The sequence below is a fragment of the Robiginitalea sp. genome (assembly GCF_982776155.1).
In genome coordinates, this window is sequence record NZ_CEXZKX010000006.1 from 129,881 (window position 1) to 146,601 (window position 16,721).

At 56.4% G+C, this 16,721-nt stretch carries 16 protein-coding genes; 9 read left to right on the forward strand and 7 right to left on the reverse strand.

The genetic code is table 11. The annotated features are described in order from the left end of the window. Positions 1-5 precede the first annotated feature (5 nt). The 3 genes from AC3DKS_RS11655 (at position 6) to AC3DKS_RS11665 (ending at position 2,261) form a co-directional block, all read left to right on the forward strand. The gene (locus AC3DKS_RS11655; protein ID WP_015754230.1) at positions 6-491 is read left to right on the forward strand and encodes a DUF1573 domain-containing protein; all 486 of its coding nucleotides are present in this window, start codon (positions 6-8) and stop codon (positions 489-491) included. Positions 492-512: 21 nt separating this feature from the next. Then, on the forward strand, positions 513-800 hold the full coding sequence (yajC, locus tag AC3DKS_RS11660; protein ID WP_015754231.1) for a preprotein translocase subunit YajC: 288 nt from the start codon (positions 513-515) through the stop codon (positions 798-800). 117 nt (positions 801-917) lie between these two features. Continuing rightward, positions 918-2,261, forward strand: coding sequence for a Gfo/Idh/MocA family protein (locus AC3DKS_RS11665; RefSeq protein ID WP_272607965.1), 1,344 nt, complete (start codon positions 918-920; stop codon positions 2,259-2,261). Between the two features lie 57 nt (positions 2,262-2,318). Here AC3DKS_RS11665 and AC3DKS_RS11670 read toward each other — a convergent pair whose 3' ends face one another. Together AC3DKS_RS11670 and pepT are read right to left on the reverse strand one after the other, a co-directional pair. Next, positions 2,319-2,915 carry a YdeI/OmpD-associated family protein gene (locus AC3DKS_RS11670; protein WP_015754233.1) on the reverse strand — a complete coding sequence of 199 codons (597 nt, stop codon included), beginning with the start codon at positions 2,913-2,915 and terminating at the stop codon, positions 2,319-2,321. Continuing rightward, positions 2,894-4,147, reverse strand: coding sequence for a peptidase T (gene pepT / locus AC3DKS_RS11675; RefSeq protein ID WP_272607966.1), 1,254 nt, complete (start codon positions 4,145-4,147; stop codon positions 2,894-2,896). Before pepT ends, AC3DKS_RS11670 begins: the two co-directional genes overlap by 22 nt. Positions 4,148-4,238: 91 nt before the next feature. Here pepT and AC3DKS_RS11680 point away from each other — a divergent pair, with 91 nt between their 5' ends. Both AC3DKS_RS11680 and AC3DKS_RS11685 read left to right on the forward strand, forming a co-directional pair. After that, a complete protein-coding gene (locus tag AC3DKS_RS11680) occupies positions 4,239-4,676 on the forward strand; it encodes a hypothetical protein (RefSeq protein WP_272607967.1) in 438 nt (145 codons plus the stop codon). 99 nt (positions 4,677-4,775) lie between these two features. Beyond that, positions 4,776-5,813 (forward strand): quinone-dependent dihydroorotate dehydrogenase, encoded by a 1,038-nt coding sequence (locus AC3DKS_RS11685; RefSeq protein WP_015754236.1) that lies wholly within the window; start codon positions 4,776-4,778, stop codon positions 5,811-5,813. A gap of 93 nt (positions 5,814-5,906) precedes the next feature. On the opposite strand, the gene AC3DKS_RS11690 is transcribed toward AC3DKS_RS11685, so the two are convergent. Continuing rightward, the gene (locus AC3DKS_RS11690) at positions 5,907-6,587 is read right to left on the reverse strand and encodes a GNAT family N-acetyltransferase (RefSeq protein WP_272607968.1); all 681 of its coding nucleotides are present in this window, start codon (positions 6,585-6,587) and stop codon (positions 5,907-5,909) included. Then, the gene (locus tag AC3DKS_RS11695; protein ID WP_272607969.1) at positions 6,584-7,447 is read right to left on the reverse strand and encodes a beta-keto acid cleavage family enzyme; all 864 of its coding nucleotides are present in this window, start codon (positions 7,445-7,447) and stop codon (positions 6,584-6,586) included. The genes AC3DKS_RS11690 and AC3DKS_RS11695 overlap by 4 nt, the downstream gene beginning before the upstream one ends. A gap of 243 nt (positions 7,448-7,690) precedes the next feature. Here AC3DKS_RS11695 and AC3DKS_RS11700 point away from each other — a divergent pair, with 243 nt between their 5' ends. Next, a complete protein-coding gene (locus AC3DKS_RS11700; protein ID WP_041327079.1) occupies positions 7,691-8,557 on the forward strand; it encodes a hydroxymethylglutaryl-CoA lyase in 867 nt (288 codons plus the stop codon). Between the two features lie 92 nt (positions 8,558-8,649). Here AC3DKS_RS11700 and AC3DKS_RS11705 read toward each other — a convergent pair whose 3' ends face one another. Further along, complete coding sequence (locus AC3DKS_RS11705) at positions 8,650-10,884, reverse strand: TonB-dependent receptor family protein (RefSeq protein WP_272607970.1); 2,235 nt, start codon at positions 10,882-10,884, stop codon at positions 8,650-8,652. 204 nt (positions 10,885-11,088) lie between these two features. Here AC3DKS_RS11705 and guaB point away from each other — a divergent pair, with 204 nt between their 5' ends. Next, positions 11,089-12,561 carry an IMP dehydrogenase gene (gene guaB, locus AC3DKS_RS11710; RefSeq protein ID WP_015754241.1) on the forward strand — a complete coding sequence of 491 codons (1,473 nt, stop codon included), beginning with the start codon at positions 11,089-11,091 and terminating at the stop codon, positions 12,559-12,561. Positions 12,562-12,643: 82 nt separating this feature from the next. On the opposite strand, the gene AC3DKS_RS11715 is transcribed toward guaB, so the two are convergent. Then, positions 12,644-13,159 carry a thioredoxin family protein gene (locus AC3DKS_RS11715; RefSeq protein WP_041327081.1) on the reverse strand — a complete coding sequence of 172 codons (516 nt, stop codon included), beginning with the start codon at positions 13,157-13,159 and terminating at the stop codon, positions 12,644-12,646. 65 nt (positions 13,160-13,224) lie between these two features. After that, positions 13,225-14,487: a diaminopimelate decarboxylase gene (lysA, locus tag AC3DKS_RS11720; RefSeq protein WP_272607971.1), complete on the reverse strand. Its 1,263-nt coding sequence runs from the start codon at positions 14,485-14,487 to the stop codon at positions 13,225-13,227. A 163-nt stretch (positions 14,488-14,650) separates the two neighbouring features. Between lysA and AC3DKS_RS11725 the strand changes: the two genes are divergently transcribed. Both AC3DKS_RS11725 and sucC read left to right on the forward strand, forming a co-directional pair. After that, positions 14,651-15,292: an LON peptidase substrate-binding domain-containing protein gene (locus AC3DKS_RS11725; RefSeq protein ID WP_272607972.1), complete on the forward strand. Its 642-nt coding sequence runs from the start codon at positions 14,651-14,653 to the stop codon at positions 15,290-15,292. Between the two features lie 72 nt (positions 15,293-15,364). Then, entirely contained in the window at positions 15,365-16,558 is a 1,194-nt protein-coding gene (gene sucC, locus AC3DKS_RS11730; protein WP_015754245.1) for an ADP-forming succinate--CoA ligase subunit beta, read from the forward strand. Positions 16,559-16,721: the final 163 nt, after the last annotated feature.

Here is a 16,721-nt window from a genome sequence, read left to right on the forward strand (position 1 = left end):
GAATCATGAGAAAAGCGACAGTATTCCTGAGCGTGCTTGCAGTAGCAGCCCTGTCTTCATGCAAAGAGAAAGCTTCCGAGAAGATCAATGCAGAGAACGTCGAGGTCGCCGCCCAGCGCGACGCGGCATCCAAGAACATGGCCGCCATTACCTTTGACAATAAGGAACACGATTTCGGAACTATCGAGCAGGGGACGCCCCAGGAAACCACCTTTTCCTTTACCAACACGGGTACCGCCCCGCTGATCATTACCAATACTTCGGCCAGTTGCGGATGTACCACCCCGGACGCCCCGATCAACCAGCCGATTGCCCCGGGCGAAAAAGGCGAAATCAAGGTTCGCTTCAACGGCAGCGGCAGCGGGCAGGTCACCAAGACCGTAACGGTTATGGCGAACACCGCCGGAGGGCAGGAGATGCTCCGCATCAAGGCCTTCGTAAACCCGAAAGCGGCCGGCGGAACGGCAGCAGTGGGCCCGGTTAAGAACTAAGATTCGTAAATCAGCAACGGAATGAGTGACCAAATCGGGCAGTTCCTGCCCATGATCCTGATTTTTGCAGTGGCGTACTTCTTTATGATCCGCCCGCAGATCAAGCGTCAGAAAGACGAGAAAAAGTTTGCCAAAGCCCTGAAAAAAGGGGATAAGATCGTAACCAAAAGCGGTTTGTACGGAAAGGTTGTGGACCTGAACGACAAGGACTTCTCCTGCATCATCGAAACGATGGCAGGCCGTATGAAATTCGATCGCTCTGCCATTTCCATGGAACTGAGCAAAAAGGCGAACGACCCCAAGGATTAGAATTCCGCTTCTTCGGGGCGTGCAAGCCCTGACGCAATCGCATGGAAAACGCCGGCAACAGCCGGCGTTTTTTTTTGCCCTGCCAATGTAGTACCTTGTTTTCAACAACATCGGACTATGGAAACACGCAGATCATTTATCCGCAAAGGGGCCCTGGGTGCCTCGGCTGCGGCCTCCGCCTTATTGGTGCCCGCGCCCCTGTGGAGCCGCGGATCCCGGGTTCTGGGGGCGAACGAACGGATCGGCATTGGCCTGATCGGTTGCAACGGCATGGGTTTTTCAAACCTCAGTTCCTTTTTAAAGCTGCCCGAGGTACAGGTAACTGCCCTTTGCGATGTGGACCAAGGCGTTTTGGAGCGCCGAACTGCCCAGCTCACCGAGGCGGGGCACGGCAAACCCAAACAGTACGGCGATTATCGGGAATTACTCGAGAATGCGGATGTTGACATCGTGATTATCGGCACGCCGGACCACTGGCATTGCCTGCAACTCCTGGATGCCCTGGACGCCGGGAAAGACGTGTACTGCGAGAAGCCCATTGCAAACTCCATTGAGGAATGCGACCGGATGCTGCAAGCAGTTGAGGGCAGCGGGCGGATGGTCCAGATTGGCCAGTGGCAGCGCAGCCAGCCGCATTTTGTGGATGCGATTGATTTCCTTCGCACGGGGGCCCTGGGGCCCGTCCGCCTGGCAAAGGCGTGGGCGTACCAGGGTTGGATGCAGCCAGTGCCCGTATTGCCGGACAGCCCGGCGCCTGAGGGGGTCGACTACAAGATGTGGTTGGGGCCGGCGCCCGAACGCCCCTTTAACCCAAACCGCTTCCATTTTAATTTCCGTTGGTTCTGGGACTACGCGGGCGGCCTGATGACCGACTGGGGGGTGCACCTCATCGATTATGCCTTATACGGGATGGAAGCAACCGCCCCGAATTCTGTCATGGCCTCCGGGGGCAAGTTTGCCTATGCCGACGACGCCTCCGAGACGCCCGATACGCTCCAGACCGTCTATGAATTCGATGGCTTCAACCTCCTCTGGGAGCACGCCACGGGTATTGACGGGGGGAATTACGGCAGGAATCACGGTATTGCATTTATCGGGAACAATGGCACCCTGGTCCTGGACCGGGGCGGTTGGGAAGTAATTCCCGAGGTGGAACACGAGAGCTGGCGGCAACTGCCGGACCAGCCAAAAATGGAAGCGGTACCGCTGCGTTCGGCCGAAGGGAATGGCCTGGACCTGCACACCGCAAATTTCCTGGAAGCGGTACGCAACCGGGATGCTGCAATCCTCCGGGCGCCTATCCGGGTGGGGTACCATGCGGCGCGGGTATCCCATATGGGGAATATCGCCTACAAAACGGGTCGGAAACTTAAGTGGGATGCCGGGCAGTCGGCATTTACGGATGCCGGGGCGAACCGCCTGATGCGTGCGGACTACCACAACGGCTGGGAGCTCCGCTAGGGGCCTGTCCGGGGGTCCGGGCAATCGGAAAACCAATAGCCCTACAGGGGTAGCCCATTAACAGTTCCTGTATTTGTCATGGAGGCCGACCCCTTGTCGGATCATCGGGAGGATTTTGTCCAGACGCCGCTTTTTCGTGGCTTCCTGTTTGGCCGAGGCGATGTGCTCTGCGTAATCCCGCTGTTTATAGGGGGCCAGGTTGCCGAAAGCGGCCTGGAGTTCCGGGTCGGAATTCAGGGCGGCCTGCAACAGGTGGGGTATTGCGGTTTTTTTGGGTTTGACCGGATCCAGCCGGACCCCTTTGCGGGCATTGGCAATGGCCTCGAGTACATAGGCTTTTACGTGCCGGGGGTCGATCTGCTCCACAGAGGTAAACTTCCAGTGCCGCATGGCTTTGGTTTTGCCTTCCTGGGCATTTTCGAGTACCCCGAGCGGATCCGAGAGAAATACCCCATTGAAGAACCAGAGCCCGAAATGGTTCTTAAATGCGAGTACCCCCACGACGTTTTCCTTTCCCAACGTATAAACCGGGCAGCTCCATTTGAAGTCTTCTTCCAGTTCCGTGTCGCTGACCAGGTCGCGCAACCGGGCAATCCCTTCCCGAAAAGGCCCCTCTTTTTCGAAATATGCGGCTATTTTGGCTGATTTTTCCATGAATCGGGCGGTTTGCTGGCAGTAAGTTCGCAAATTTTCACAATAACTTCCACGGCCTTCTCCATACTTTCAACCGGAACGTACTCGAATTTCCCGTGGAAATTATGCCCCCCGGCAAAGATATTCGGGCAGGGAAGTCCCTTATAGCTCAGCTGGGACCCGTCCGTGCCCCCGCGGATCGGTTGGATCAGGGGTTCCACCCCAACGGACCGCATCGCCTGTTCGGCCACTTCCACAATGGGGTAGACCGGGAGGATTTTCTCCCGCATGTTGTAATACTGGTCTTCGATTTGTACTTCCACCCGGGCTTGCCGCTTTCGGGCCGTTTCCTCCGCCAGTACCCTGAGCAGGGATTTGCGTTTTTCAAATGTTTCCCGATCGTGGTCCCGGATGATCAGTTCCGCCCGGGCCTCCTCGATCCCGCCCTGGAACTGGTGTAGGTGGAAGAAACCCTCGCGACCGCTGGTCTTTTCCGGGACTTCCCCCGGCGGGAGGCCGGAGAGGATTTCCTGCAGGGTGGTGATGGCATTCACCATTTTATTTTTGGCATAGCCCGGGTGGACGCTGGTTCCGAAAGCGGTAAGCACCGCACGGGCTGCATTGAAATTTTCGAATTCGAGTTCGCCAACCTGGCTTCCGTCGATGGTGTAGGCCCAGTCGGCCCCGAATGCCCCGACGTCAAAGTGGTGGGCGCCACGTCCGATTTCCTCGTCGGGCGTAAAACCGATTCGGATGGTGCCATGGGGGATTTCGGGGTGTTGGATCAGATATTCGGCGGCTGTCAGGATCTCGGCAATTCCAGCCTTGTCATCCGCTCCCAGCAGCGTATTCCCATCGGTAACCACCAGGGTCTGCCCGGTGTATCGCCGGAGTTCCGGGAAGTACTCGGGGGAGAGGACAACCCCGGATTCGGCATTCAGGACTATGTCCCCCCCGTCGTAGTCCGGAACCAGCCGCGGCCGGACATTCGTGCCGCTGAAATCCGGGCTCGTATCGAAATGGGCGATAAAACCGATTACCGGCAACCGATCGGGGACATTCGAGGGCAGGGTTGCAGTGATATAGGCTTTTTCGTCTATCCGGACGTCTTCCAGGCCCATTTCCTCCATCTCCCGAACGAGCAGGCGGGCCAGCTCCCATTGCTTTTCCGTGCTGGGGGTGGATGCGGAGTCCGGGTTGCTCTGGGTGTCGATACGGACATAGCGGAGGAAGCGCTCGAGGAGGTCGGACATATAATTTTTACAGGAATCAGGAGTTAGTATTAAGAACGATCCTGCGGTACGAAGGCTTGTAAGCCATTTGCAGGGTGCAACGCAAAGAAAGATGATCCGAAGATTTCTGACAACCCTGCTGCTGACTTTCTGCCTGTTTCCTGCAGTTTCCCAGGAATGCGCCCTGGGGGTAGGGGGAAAGGATACGGAACTTATCGTGTTGGTTTTCCAGCTGAACGATGCGCAACAGGAAAAGCTGAACCGCTGGACGGAAGCCCTGGAAACCGAGAATGCCGAACTCCAGTCCCGGGCGCGTGACCTGCTCAATACGCACCCTCAGGAAACCACAGAAGAAGTGGAGGTCCTCGGCACAAAATACCGGGAAATCAAGGAGATGATGCTCGCCAATTCGCTCCGGTACGACCGGATGTTGCTCGGTACGTTCAACGAATTGCAATACCAACGGTATGTGGAACTTTGCCAGGAGGTCATGCGGGCCCCGATGGCGCCGGCAGCGGAATCCGGAGGAGGTTCCGGGGTCCCGGAATAATCCCGGGGCGGAATAGGTGCGGCCGTTTGTCGACTTTCACCCGTGAAGCTTGGTAGGGTGCGCGGATAGTTTGTAATTTTGACGAAATTCGCACCCCCTATGTACAAGCTTCTGCTTCGGCCCCTGTTGTTTCTATTCGATCCTGAAGCAGTCCACCATTTTTCCTTTTTCGCTATACGGACCCTGCACCGGCTGGGCCTGGGCGGTTTGCTCAGAAGCATGTACCGGTTGGACGACCCGCGTCTGGAACGGGAGGTTTTCGGTTTGAAATTCCCCAACCCGGTGGGGCTTGCCGCAGGGTTTGACAAGGATGCCCGATTGTTTGACGAACTGGCGGATTTCGGTTTCGGGTTTGTGGAGATTGGAACCCTTACCCCCAAAGCCCAGGCGGGAAACCCGAAAAAGCGGCTATTCCGCCTGCGGGCGGACAAGGCCATCATCAACCGGATGGGTTTCAACAACCGGGGCGTCTTCGAGGCCGCCGAGCGCCTGGCCGGGACCCGACGGGTCCTGATCGGCGGGAATATCGGCAAGAATAAGGCGACTCCCAACCGGGAAGCGGTCAAGGACTACATGATCTGTTTCGAAACCCTGTTCCCCCATGTAGACTACTTTGTGGTCAATGTAAGCTCCCCGAATACCCCGGGGCTCAGGGAGCTGCAGGAGAAGAAGCCGCTCACCGAGCTGCTTCGGATCATGAAACGGGAAAACACCAAATGCGCCCTGGTAAATGCCACGCGGGAAAAGCCCATCCTGCTGAAAATCGCCCCGGACCTGACGGATGCGCAGTTGCGGGACATTATCGAAATTGTCGGGGAAACGGGTATCGACGGGGTGATCGCCACGAATACCACGATCGCCCGGGACGACCTGAAATCCGACATGTACCTGCAGGAAGAGCAGGGGGGGCTCAGTGGCCGCCCGTTGCGCAAACGTTCCACCGAGGTAATCCGCTTCCTGGTTGAGGAGGGAAAAGGCGCGTTCCCGGTTATCGGCGTGGGCGGAATCCATTCGGCCGGGGATGCCCTGGAGAAACTCGACGCCGGCGCCAGCCTGGTACAACTCTGGACCGGGTTCGTTTACGAGGGGCCCGGGCTGGTGAAAAAAATCAACCAAAAACTTCTGGAGCAGGCCTGATTCCTGCTGTTTTGCCTGATTCCTGCTGTTTGCCTGATTCCTGCTGTTTGCCTGATTCCTGCTGACCTGCTTAATTCCCACAAACCTGGACTGCTAGTTCGCCGGGGGAGCCGAAGGGGTATATCTCCGGAGCAGGTAGGTCCGCCGGAACCGCTTGAACAGGTCGATGTGCAGGTAGAGAGTTTCGTGTTGGATATTCAGCTTGGCCTTGAACCGGCGGGAGGCGGTATTCAGGCATTGGGTTCCGCTGTAACACCGGCTGATTCCTTTGCCCTCCAGGTATTTGTAACACTGGTATCTCAGGTAAGGGGCCAGCTTTTTTCCCCGGAAATTCTCAAATGTGTACATGTTTTCCAGGTAGGCCTCCCCGGGCGAGAGCAGGAATTTTTTCCCGCTGAGTTCAAATTGCCCGTACCGCATCATCGTAAAGGCAGCCAGCTCTTCCCCCTTGTAGAGTCCAAGGGCTTCATAGGGAGATTCCGGCCGATCCTCAAGCATGTCCAGGTTATACCGGAGCAATTCAAACAGGGGCCGGAGTTGTTTGCGGGGGACGGCCTCCAGCCGATACGTTTCAGGGGGTTCCGGCAGCCGGGGTTCCGCAGACAGGTCCAGGCCCTCCCGATCGATCCAATAGGGGTTGATATTGATTTTCAATCGCAGCAACAGGTTCCGGATGCTCAGCAGGATCATGCCGTGGCGGACCCTGTACCAAATGAGGTGCAATTTGTAAAACCGGCCCGTTTCCTTGCGGGTGTTTGAGGCTTCCCCACTCATGCGCGTCCGTATTTCCCGTTCCCGGCCTGCAGGTCCAGCAATTCCCGGAGATTTGCGGCAGACATCAATGTCCGTTCATTCGCCTCGGCCAGCGCGTGGATACGTCGAAGCAGCTGCCCGTTGGTGGCGAGTTTGGTACGGCCCTTGTCGAACCAGATATTGTCCTCGAGGCCCACGCGGACCCCGCCTTCCATGGCAATGGCGACGGAATTCATATGGAGTTGGGCCTCCCCGATACCGGCCAGGCTCCAATGGGAGTTTGCAGGCAATTCATTGATCATCAGGCCGGCCTGCATCAGGTTGGCCTGGGCACAGGCGATATTCCCCAGCAACAGGTTGAAATAATGGGGGGGCTTCAACAGGCCTTTTCGCTCCAGGTATTTGGCGTAATTGATCATCCCGATATCAAAAGCTTCCAATTCCGGCAGGATGCCCCGCTCCAACATGGTCCGGGCCAAATCCTGGATCATCTGTGGGGCATTGACACTCGCCGTTCGATTGAAATTCAGGGAACTCAGCGTAAGGCTGCCCATATCCGGTTTGTGGTCGCCCTCCAGGAAAAGCGGGTCCGCGCGTTGTTCGAATTCCCCGAAATTCCGCCCGCTCAGCGAAACGCACACCACGAGCTCCGGGGCGAATTTGCGGATCCCCCCGATGATGTCTGCATAGATCTCCCGCAGGTAGGTAGGCGTACCTGTTTGGGCATCCCGGGCGTGCAAATGCACCATGCTAATCCCGGTTTCCCAGGCCTCGTGTACATCTTCCACAATTTCGTTCACCTGAACGGGGACATGGGGGGTCATCTCCTTGGTGGGGATCATCCCGGTAGGGGTGAAATTGATGATCAGGGGTTTGGACATAGTCTGATAGTTTCGCGCAGGGCTGCCGCCATTGAACCACAAGTTTAATCAATGATTATCCGACGACATAATCCATTGGGTGTACGGGTTAAAAATTAGTTGAATGCAAGCGATTTAGCGCAGAGCCGGTAAGCTGGACGATTAGGGCGCAGCATTCCGCGAATTAATGGTAATTTTAGGCCCCGGTGCGATTGGACCGGGTCTCCGTCCGGGAGAAAGAAGACAGCATTAGCCGTGAAAAGTATGTCCGATCGGGTAAAAATTGTGGAGTGTCCCCGGGACGCCATGCAGGGAATCCGGGAATTTATACCTACGGAAGCCAAAATCCGCTACCTGCAGGCACTGCTCGGTTGCGGTTTTGATACCCTGGATTTCGGGAGCTTTGTCTCCCCGAGGGCGATCCCCCAAATGGCCGATACGGCCCAGGTGCTCTCCGGCCTGGACCTGAGCCGTACATCCACCCGACTGCTGGCCATCGTGGCGAACGTGCGGGGGGCGGAGGATGCGGTGCGCCATCCGGAAATCCGTTACCTGGGCTATCCCTTTTCCATCTCGGAAAACTTCCAGATGCGCAACACGCACAAGACCATCGCCGAATCCCTGAAAATCCTGACGGAGATCCTGGAACTCGCCCGGGCCCACGACAAAGAGGTGGTTACCTATATTTCCATGGGGTTCGGCAACCCCTATGGCGACCCCTGGGATGCGGGTATCGTTTCGGATTGGACTCGGCGGCTCGTGGATATGGGGGTGGGGATCCTTTCCCTCTCCGATACCATCGGCAGCTCGGATCCGGAAACGATTTCCGGTCTGTTCAGCGAATTGATCCCCGCCTACCCGGAGGTGGAATTCGGAGCCCACCTACACACGCATCCCCGGAGCTGGAAGGAAAAAGTGCAGGCAGCCTGGGAATCCGGATGCCGCAGGTTTGACGGGGCGGTCCAGGGCTTTGGGGGTTGCCCGATGGCCAAAGACGAACTCACCGGCAATATGCCGACGGAGAAAATGCTTTCATTTTTTACCTCCCGCCAGGTGGATACCGGGGTCCGCTGGATGGCCTTCGAGGCCGCCTATAATAAGGCTACCGAAATCTTCACTCGCTATCATTGAACGGTTTGCTTTGAACCGTTGTAATTAAAAAAGGCACCTGCCGATTGATCAGCAGGTGCCTCTTTCCATGGCTGCAAAAGGTTGCCTGAACCTTAATACTGTAGGGTGATTCCTCCGTAGATGCCAAATGGGTGGCCGGGGCGCAAACCTGCAGGAACCCGTGCCACTGCGTAGGTTTCGTCCATTAGGTTGACCACGTTGGCCTGGAGGCTGACATTGGGGGTGATATGGTATTTCCCCGTAAAATCCAGGATGAAATTGCTGGCCACGCGCTCGTCCTCAGGGATGCTGCCCTGGCCGGCCTGGGTTCGGAAAGCCCCGTTGTACCTCGCGTTGAAGTGAAGTTCAAAACGGCTGTGCTCCAGCCCCAGGGAGGTGTGGAATTGATGTCTGGAAATATAGGGCATTTCATCACCTTCGGCTACCTCACCCCAAAGTCCGTCCTCGCTTCCAAAGGCGTTCCGGAATTCGGAGTCCGTCAGCGTGTACCCGAAAGTAACGGGTAACTGGTACTTCTGGTTCCCGGGCAGGAAATTGTAATTCAGCAGCAGCTCCAGGCCTGCCACGTCCACCTCCCCGGCGTTGAACTGGTCCAGGGTTCCCGTGCCCCCGGTGGCGGCCAGGTCGCTTCCCAGCAAATTGCTGTAGTCGTTGAAGAACCCGACAACTTCTCCCGAGAGGCCGCCCAGGGAAAACCGGGTCCCCAATTCGTAGTTGATGCTTTCTTCCGGATCCTGGCCATCCTGGTTCCCGGGGGGTGAAAAGCCTTTGTGCACGCCGCCGAAAACGGATACATCTCCCAGGTTGTAGTTAAAGCCCATCCCGGGGATCCACACATCCACCTGGTTCTCCCGCTCGCTCAGGTCCGAACCGGTACGTCCGGGGTCCGAACTCCCGTAATTGACCCGGGAAAGGGTGATGTTTTCATATCGCAATCCGGGGGTAAGGGTCAGGTCGCCGGTTTTGAACTTGTACATGGCATAGGCTGCAAAGGCCCGTGCATCGCTGATGCGGTTGGCGTCCGTGCCCCGGGTAGCCTCGGTGGTCTGCACGAGCGTACCGCTTTGGATGGCGTACCCGTCCACCCACTGGAACCGGTCTTCCTCGTCAAAATGGTAACGGAGCCCGGCCTCCAGGTCGTGGAACGTATTTTCCCCATTCCAGTGGTAGTCCAGTTTGGTCTGTACCCCGGTACTCAGGTAGGCCCGGTTGTTGGCCTTGACGCCCAGGGCATCTTCAGGGCTGTCCGCGGACCCGGTAATCACCTCGTAATAGGGTTGGAATTGCTGCGGGTTCTCCAGGATACCCGCGATGCCTTCCCGCTCTCCTCCCAGGGTGACGTCGTTGAGTTTGTACCAGTTCCGTTCAAATTGGTTCCGGTATCCCGTGGTGGTAATGCGAAGGGATCGGCCCAGGTCCAGGATATGGGAGAGCATAAACTGGGTGTGTTCGGTATCCATGCGGTCTGCCGCTGAGGCGACATACCGGCGGAAGGGGCTTGCGTCGAAATCCTCCTGGGTCAGCCCCAGGTAGGTTTCATCAGAGACCTCGTCCGAATACTGGAATTTGAATTCCAGCCGTTGCTGCAACCGGGCCTCCGGGTTGATCCTGACCTGGAATTTCGCGACCAGGTCGTTCTTGTCGAAGCCGGTATCCCCGCCGCCATCCAGGTTCTTGAACCCGTTTGAATTGTAATTGAGGTACTCCACGGAATATCCAAAATGCTTTTTACTGTCCCCCAGCAGGGCGTGCAGCTGGCCGCTCTGAAAACTTCCGTAGCTGGTGCGCAGCCGGGCGCCGAACTGGTCCGGCACCTCGGTGCTGATCATATTGATGGCACCTCCCGTGGTATAGGGCCCGAATTGCACCTGGCTGCTGCCTTTGAGGATTTCTACCGCCTGCATACGAGCGATCGTGGGAAAGTAATAGGCGGCCGGGGCGCTGTACGGAGCGGGGGCAATGAGTACCCCGTCTTCCATCAGTGTAATTTTTGCGCTGCGCTCGGGGGAAGTTCCCCGCAGGCTGATGTTCGGGCGAAGCCCAAATCCATCTTCCTCGTACACATTTACCCCGGGGACGGTCCGCAGGGTGCGGTTGACGTCCGTATAGTTGAATTTGCGGATTTCTTCCGGGGAAATATAATAGGAGGAACCCGTGCGGTTCCGTGCCTGGAATTTACTGCCAAAGATTACCTTCGCTTCCAGGATTACCTCATCCAGTGGGATGGTGGGTTGCAGGGGGTTGTTGCCGGTTTGTATCGAATCGGCTTGTTGGGCGGCCGCATCCGCGAACAGGAGGGCCAGCAGGGGGAATAGAATACGCCTCATTGATTTATTTAGACTGGTTAAAAATAAATTTCGCGAAGCAAAACTAATTGCTGCCACCCTGTTTTCCAAGTTTATTTGGAATAAATAAAAATAATTTTCTACGTCTCCCGACAGAACTTTGAGGGACAGGCAATTCCTGGGTACCGGCGGATGGTTGCCCGGAGAATTTGTAGTATATTTGCACGCAATTAATCCTTAATTGCCATGGAAGCCCACCACTCTAAAATCCTCGGGGAAGGCCTGACATACGACGACGTACTGCTCGTGCCTGCCTTTTCGGAGGTCCTGCCCCGGGAAGTCGACATCACCTCCCAGTTTACCCGCAACATCCGTATCAACGTCCCGATCGTTTCCGCTGCCATGGATACGGTTACCGAGTCGCGGATGGCCATTGCCATGGCCCGGGAAGGGGGGATGGGCGTTCTCCATAAAAACATGACCATCGAACAGCAGGCGCTGAAAGTCCGCCGGGTGAAGCGGGCGGAAAGCGGGATGATCCTGGACCCGGTAACCCTGCCGCAGGATGCCTTTGTCCGGGACGCCAAGGCGAGCATGAAGGAACACAGCATCGGCGGTATCCCGATCGTCAACGGGGGCGGCGAGCTGATCGGGATTGTGACGAACCGGGATTTGCGATTTGAAAAGAACAACGACCGGCCGATATCCGAGGTGATGACTTCGGAGAACCTGGTTACCACGCGGGAAGGGACTTCCCTGGCGGAGGCCGAGGACATCCTGCAGGAAAACAAGATTGAAAAATTGCCGGTGGTGGACGACGACAACCGGCTGATCGGGCTGATTACCTTCCGGGATATTACCAAACTCACCCAGAAGCCCATTGCCAACAAAGACCATTACGGCCGTCTGCGGGTTGCCGCAGCCCTGGGCGTTACCCCCGATGCGGTCGACAGGGCCCGTGCCCTGGTGGGCGCCGGGGTAGACGCCGTGGTGATCGACACGGCACACGGGCATACCAAAGGGGTGGTCGGGGTCCTGAAGGAGGTCAAGAAAGCCTTCCCGGACCTGGAGGTCATTGTCGGGAACATCGCCACCGGGGAAGCCGCCAGGTACCTGGTAGACGCCGGGGCGGACGCCGTAAAAGTCGGGATCGGGCCCGGATCCATTTGTACCACCCGGGTGGTGGCCGGCGTTGGGTTTCCGCAATTCTCAGCCGTTCTCGAAGTGGCGGCGGCCATCAAGGGGAGCGGGGTGCCCGTTATCGCCGACGGGGGCATCCGTTATACCGGAGATATCCCCAAGGCGCTGGCCGCAGGTGCGGATACCGTGATGCTCGGGTCGCTCCTGGCGGGGACCAAGGAATCCCCGGGGGAAACCATTATCTACGAAGGGCGGAAATTCAAGTCCTATCGGGGCATGGGCTCCGTAGAGGCCATGAAGGAAGGCAGCAAGGACCGCTATTTCCAGGATGTGGAAGACGATATCAAGAAACTGGTGCCGGAAGGGATCGTCGGGCGGGTTCCCTATAAGGGCGACCTGTACGAAAGCATCCATCAATTTATCGGCGGCCTGCGCGCGGGAATGGGCTATTGCGGGGCCAAAGACATTGCCACGCTCAAGGAGACGGCCCGCTTTGTCAAGATTACCTCCAGCGGCATCCACGAGAGCCACCCGCACGATGTTACCATCACCAAGGAGTCGCCCAATTACAGCCGCTAGAAACCCATAAAAAAACCCGGTAGCCACCGGGTTTTTTATTTTTTCTTGTAGGTATTTCGGTCCCTTTCAGCCCGCCGGCTTCCTATCGCGTACCGCTGTAGGTTTGCCAGTCTTTTTCCTTGTAGATATTATCCCCGAAATACCTGGCTATCTGCAGGAAGGCATCCGGTTTTTGATAACCGGGTACGGGCGACAGCATATTGAGTTCTTCGTCCAGGAATACCACGGTGGGGTAGCTGAGACGGCCCTGGAGCAGGGCGGCCGCCAATTCGTGGTAGCCTTTCCTGCCGGAGGGGACGAACTTATAGGTTTTCCCATTGTATTCGATCGGTTCTTTCTGCTCGCCGTCGAGTTTCACCATCAGGAAATTCTCGTTCATATAGGCGGCCACCTCGGGGTTCTGGAAGGTATCCTTGTCCATACGCTTGCACCAACCGCACCAGTCCGTGTAGACGTCGATGAATATTTTTTTGTCGTTGGACCCGCCCTGAACGGTTGCCACAGCCTGGTCCCAGCTGATCCAATTGACCTGCTGGGCGGCCACTGCTACCGGGCTCATCAAAATCGCCCATACAACGAGGGGTAGTAATTTTCTCATCATTTCCGCAATTTACGGGAAAATAGTCGGAATCCCGTTAAAGAACTAACGCGCGGAGGGCCGAATTATTTCACCTTGCTATGCGCCTCGTTGGGGTCTGTCGTCTGCCTGGGCCGCTCGGCCAGCGCCGGGACATCCACCTGGTTGCGGATCAGGTCTTCAAAATTCTCCCTTTTGCGGATCAGGTGTGCCTTGCCGTCCATCCACAGCACTTCTGCAGGCCGGAAGCGGGAATTGTAGTTGCTGGCCATGGTGAAGCAATAGGCTCCGGCATTCCGGAAACAGAGGATATCCCCTTCGGATATCTCGCGGATCCTGCGGTTGCTTGCAAAGGTGTCCGTTTCGCAAATGTAGCCCACCACGGAATAATAGCGCTCCTTGCCCCCGGGATTGGAGAGGTTTTCGATATGGTGGTTGGCCCCGTAGAGCATGGGTCGTATCAGGTGGTTGAAACCGGAGTCTACCCCCGCAAATACAGTCGATGTAGTCTGTTTGACCACGTTTACCCTGGCCAGGAAATACCCGGCCTCGCTCACCAGGAATTTGCCGGGTTCGAAAGCCAGGGTGAGTTCCCGCCCGTAGGCGTCGCAGAACTCCCGGAAGCGACCCCCGAGCTTTTCGCCCAATTCCTCCACATTTGTCTCGATATCTCCTTCTTTGTAGGGGACTTTGAAGCCGCTGCCGAAATCGATGAATTCCAGGTCCTTAAAATGCATGGCAGTATCGAACAGGATTTCGGAGGCGTACAGGAAGACGTCGATATCCAGGATATCGCTTCCCGTATGCATATGGATCCCGTTGATCTTCATTTTGGTGAGCTCCACAATACGAAGCAGGTGTGGGATCTGGTGGATGCTGATGCCGAATTTTGAATCGATGTGGCCCACCGATATCTTGGAATTGCCCCCGGCCATCACGTGCGGGTTGATCCGGATACACACCGGGATGTCCGGGTGTTTACTGCCAAATTGCTCCAGGATGGAAAGGTTGTCGATATTGATCTGCACCCCCAGGCTGGCGGCTTCCTCGATTTCCTCCAGGGACACCCCGTTGGGGGTGTAAATGATGTCTTCCGGTCGGTAACCGGCCAGGAGCCCCAGTTGCACCTCCTGGATGGAGACGGTATCCAGGCCGCTCCCCAGGTTGTTCAGCAACCGGAGGATGGACAGGTTGGACAAAGCCTTGGCGGCGTAGTTCAGCTTGAGCTTGGGAACTACCCGGAATGCATGGGTAAGCCGTTTAAACTGCGACTGGATCTTCCCTGCGTCGTAAACGTACACAGGTGCACCAAAATCCTTTGCAATCCCCAGTAGATCCTTCCCTTTCATAATCGAATGAATTTGGGCAAAACTAATTCACTTATACCGTACCGTCAAAAAAATCCGACAGTGATTTTAAATTAAAACAAATTGTTATAAATACAACAAATATAAAATACCCGGGAAGTTGAATCTTCTGTTGCCGCTTTGTAGATTTAAGCAAAATCCCAATATGGTCTTACCGCTGTTTCCCTTACAATCCGTTTTCTTTCCAGGGGAGTCCGTCCCCCTCCATATTTTTGAGGAGCGCTACAAGCAGCTTATCACAGACTGCCGGCAGGAGGCCCAGACCTTCGGGATACCCGTTTACATCGAGAATACGATTGCCTATGGTACGGAGGTCCAGCTAAAGGACATCGTGAATACCTATGCAGACGGTTCGATGGACGTCGTCTGTGTGGCGCGGCAGGTGTTCCGGGTGGTGCGCTTCCAGCCGGTACTGGAGGGTAAAAGCTACCCGGGGGGCGAAATCCGGTTCCTGGACGCGGTGAATGACGCCGTGCCCGTTCAGACCGAAGCGGTATACCAGGCGTGCCGGGAACTCTACGAATTGATGGACCTGCCCTTTGGCCCGGTAAAGCGGGAACTGTTCAACAGCTATACCCTGGCCCATAAAATGGGTTTGTCCTTTGAACAGGAATACAGCCTGTTGCAGATTCCCGGCGAGGCCGCGCGCCTGGATTTTTTGCTGGACCACCTCAGGGAGACCATCCGGGTGCTCCAGCAGTTGAATGAAACGCGGGAACGCATCGAAATGAACGGGCATTTCCGCAATTTTGACCCGCTCGACTTCAAGGATATTGAGCCGGAGTGACCCGAAGGCATTTGCATTAGGGGAAGTCCATGCGGTTTGCTATTTTTGCATGCAACTCCTTATAAAACCAACATGAATTTACACGAATACCAAGGAAAAGAGATTCTGGCGAGTTTCGGCGTCCGCATCCAGCGCGGCATCGTGGCCCATAACAAGAAGGAAGCCGTGGATGCTGCCAAGCAGCTCACACAGGAAACCGGCACGAGCTGGCATGTCATCAAGGCCCAGGTCCACGCCGGGGGCCGTGGCAAGGGCGGCGGGGTGAAACTGGCCAAAAACCTGAAAGAGGTGGAATCCATCGCCGAGGAGATCATCGGGATGAATTTGGTAACCCCCCAGACATCTGCCGAAGGTAAAAAAGTGCACCAGGTACTGGTTGCGGAAGACGTCTACTACCCGGGAGACAGCGACACGGAGGAATACTACATGTCCGTACTGCTCAACCGGGCGGAATCGCGTGTGATGATCATGTATTCCCCCGAAGGCGGGATGGATATCGAGGAGGTAGCCGATAAGACCCCCCACCTGATCTTCACAGAAGAGATAGACCCGGCTACCGGCCTGCTGCCGTTCCAGGCCCGCAAAATAGCATTTAACCTGGGGCTTTCGGGTACGGCTTTCAAGGAAATGACACGATTTGTAAGCTCCCTCTACAAGGCGTATGAGCAAAGCGATGCGAGCTTGTTTGAAATCAACCCGGTACTGAAGACCTCGGATGATAAAATCCTGGCTGTGGATGCCAAGGTGTCCCTGGACGACAATGCACTCTTCCGCCGCAAGCAGTATGCGGAAATGCGGGACCTGAGGGAAGAGAACCCCATCGAGGTGGAGGCGCGTGCCGTGGGGCTGAATTACGTGGACCTGGACGGGAATGTCGGTTGCATGGTGAACGGGGCCGGATTGGCCATGGCAACCATGGACCTGATCAAGATGGCCGGTGGCGAACCTGCTAATTTTCTGGACGTCGGAGGGACGGCCGATGCAAAACGCGTGGAGGAAGCCTTCCGGATCATCCTCAAGGACGCCAACGTCAAAGCCATCCTCATCAACATTTTCGGGGGGATCGTCCGCTGCGACCGGGTGGCCCAGGGTGTCGTGGATGCCTATAAGAATATGGGGGACGCCATCAAGGTGCCGATCATCGTGCGCCTGCAGGGCACCAATGCCGAACTCGCCAAGGAGATCCTGGATAATTCCGGGTTGGCGGTACACTCCGCAGTTCAGTTCCAGGAAGCCGCGGACAAGGTGAAGGAAGTGCTTGCCTGAAATTCTTTCAGGAAACAAACCGGAGGGGTCATGTTACGAGAACATGACCCCTTTTTTTTGTTATTGATACGGAAGGCGTCCGGGTATTAAGCCTGGGTGAAATTTCACCTGCCTCCTTGCCGGTCTCGCAGATCGGGCGGACATTTGCCATGTCTTCGTATCC

Coding starts and splice junctions, on each gene's coding strand:
- AC3DKS_RS11700 (WP_041327079.1), top strand. CDS start 7,691: ATGTCCGATCGGGTAAAAATTGTGGAGTGTCCCCGGGACGCCATGCAG.
- AC3DKS_RS11665 (WP_272607965.1), top strand. CDS start 918: ATGGAAACACGCAGATCATTTATCCGCAAAGGGGCCCTGGGTGCCTCG.
- AC3DKS_RS11705 (WP_272607970.1), bottom strand. CDS start 10,884: ATGAGGCGTATTCTATTCCCCCTGCTGGCCCTCCTGTTCGCGGATGCG.
- AC3DKS_RS11685 (WP_015754236.1), top strand. CDS start 4,776: ATGTACAAGCTTCTGCTTCGGCCCCTGTTGTTTCTATTCGATCCTGAA.
- pepT (WP_272607966.1), bottom strand. CDS start 4,147: ATGTCCGACCTCCTCGAGCGCTTCCTCCGCTATGTCCGTATCGACACC.
- AC3DKS_RS11725 (WP_272607972.1), top strand. CDS start 14,651: ATGGTCTTACCGCTGTTTCCCTTACAATCCGTTTTCTTTCCAGGGGAG.
- AC3DKS_RS11695 (WP_272607969.1), bottom strand. CDS start 7,447: ATGTCCAAACCCCTGATCATCAATTTCACCCCTACCGGGATGATCCCC.
- yajC (WP_015754231.1), top strand. CDS start 513: ATGAGTGACCAAATCGGGCAGTTCCTGCCCATGATCCTGATTTTTGCA.
- AC3DKS_RS11655 (WP_015754230.1), top strand. CDS start 6: ATGAGAAAAGCGACAGTATTCCTGAGCGTGCTTGCAGTAGCAGCCCTG.
- AC3DKS_RS11715 (WP_041327081.1), bottom strand. CDS start 13,159: ATGAGAAAATTACTACCCCTCGTTGTATGGGCGATTTTGATGAGCCCG.
- AC3DKS_RS11670 (WP_015754233.1), bottom strand. CDS start 2,915: ATGGAAAAATCAGCCAAAATAGCCGCATATTTCGAAAAAGAGGGGCCT.
- AC3DKS_RS11680 (WP_272607967.1), top strand. CDS start 4,239: ATGATCCGAAGATTTCTGACAACCCTGCTGCTGACTTTCTGCCTGTTT.
- AC3DKS_RS11690 (WP_272607968.1), bottom strand. CDS start 6,587: ATGAGTGGGGAAGCCTCAAACACCCGCAAGGAAACGGGCCGGTTTTAC.
- lysA (WP_272607971.1), bottom strand. CDS start 14,487: ATGAAAGGGAAGGATCTACTGGGGATTGCAAAGGATTTTGGTGCACCT.
- sucC (WP_015754245.1), top strand. CDS start 15,365: ATGAATTTACACGAATACCAAGGAAAAGAGATTCTGGCGAGTTTCGGC.
- guaB (WP_015754241.1), top strand. CDS start 11,089: ATGGAAGCCCACCACTCTAAAATCCTCGGGGAAGGCCTGACATACGAC.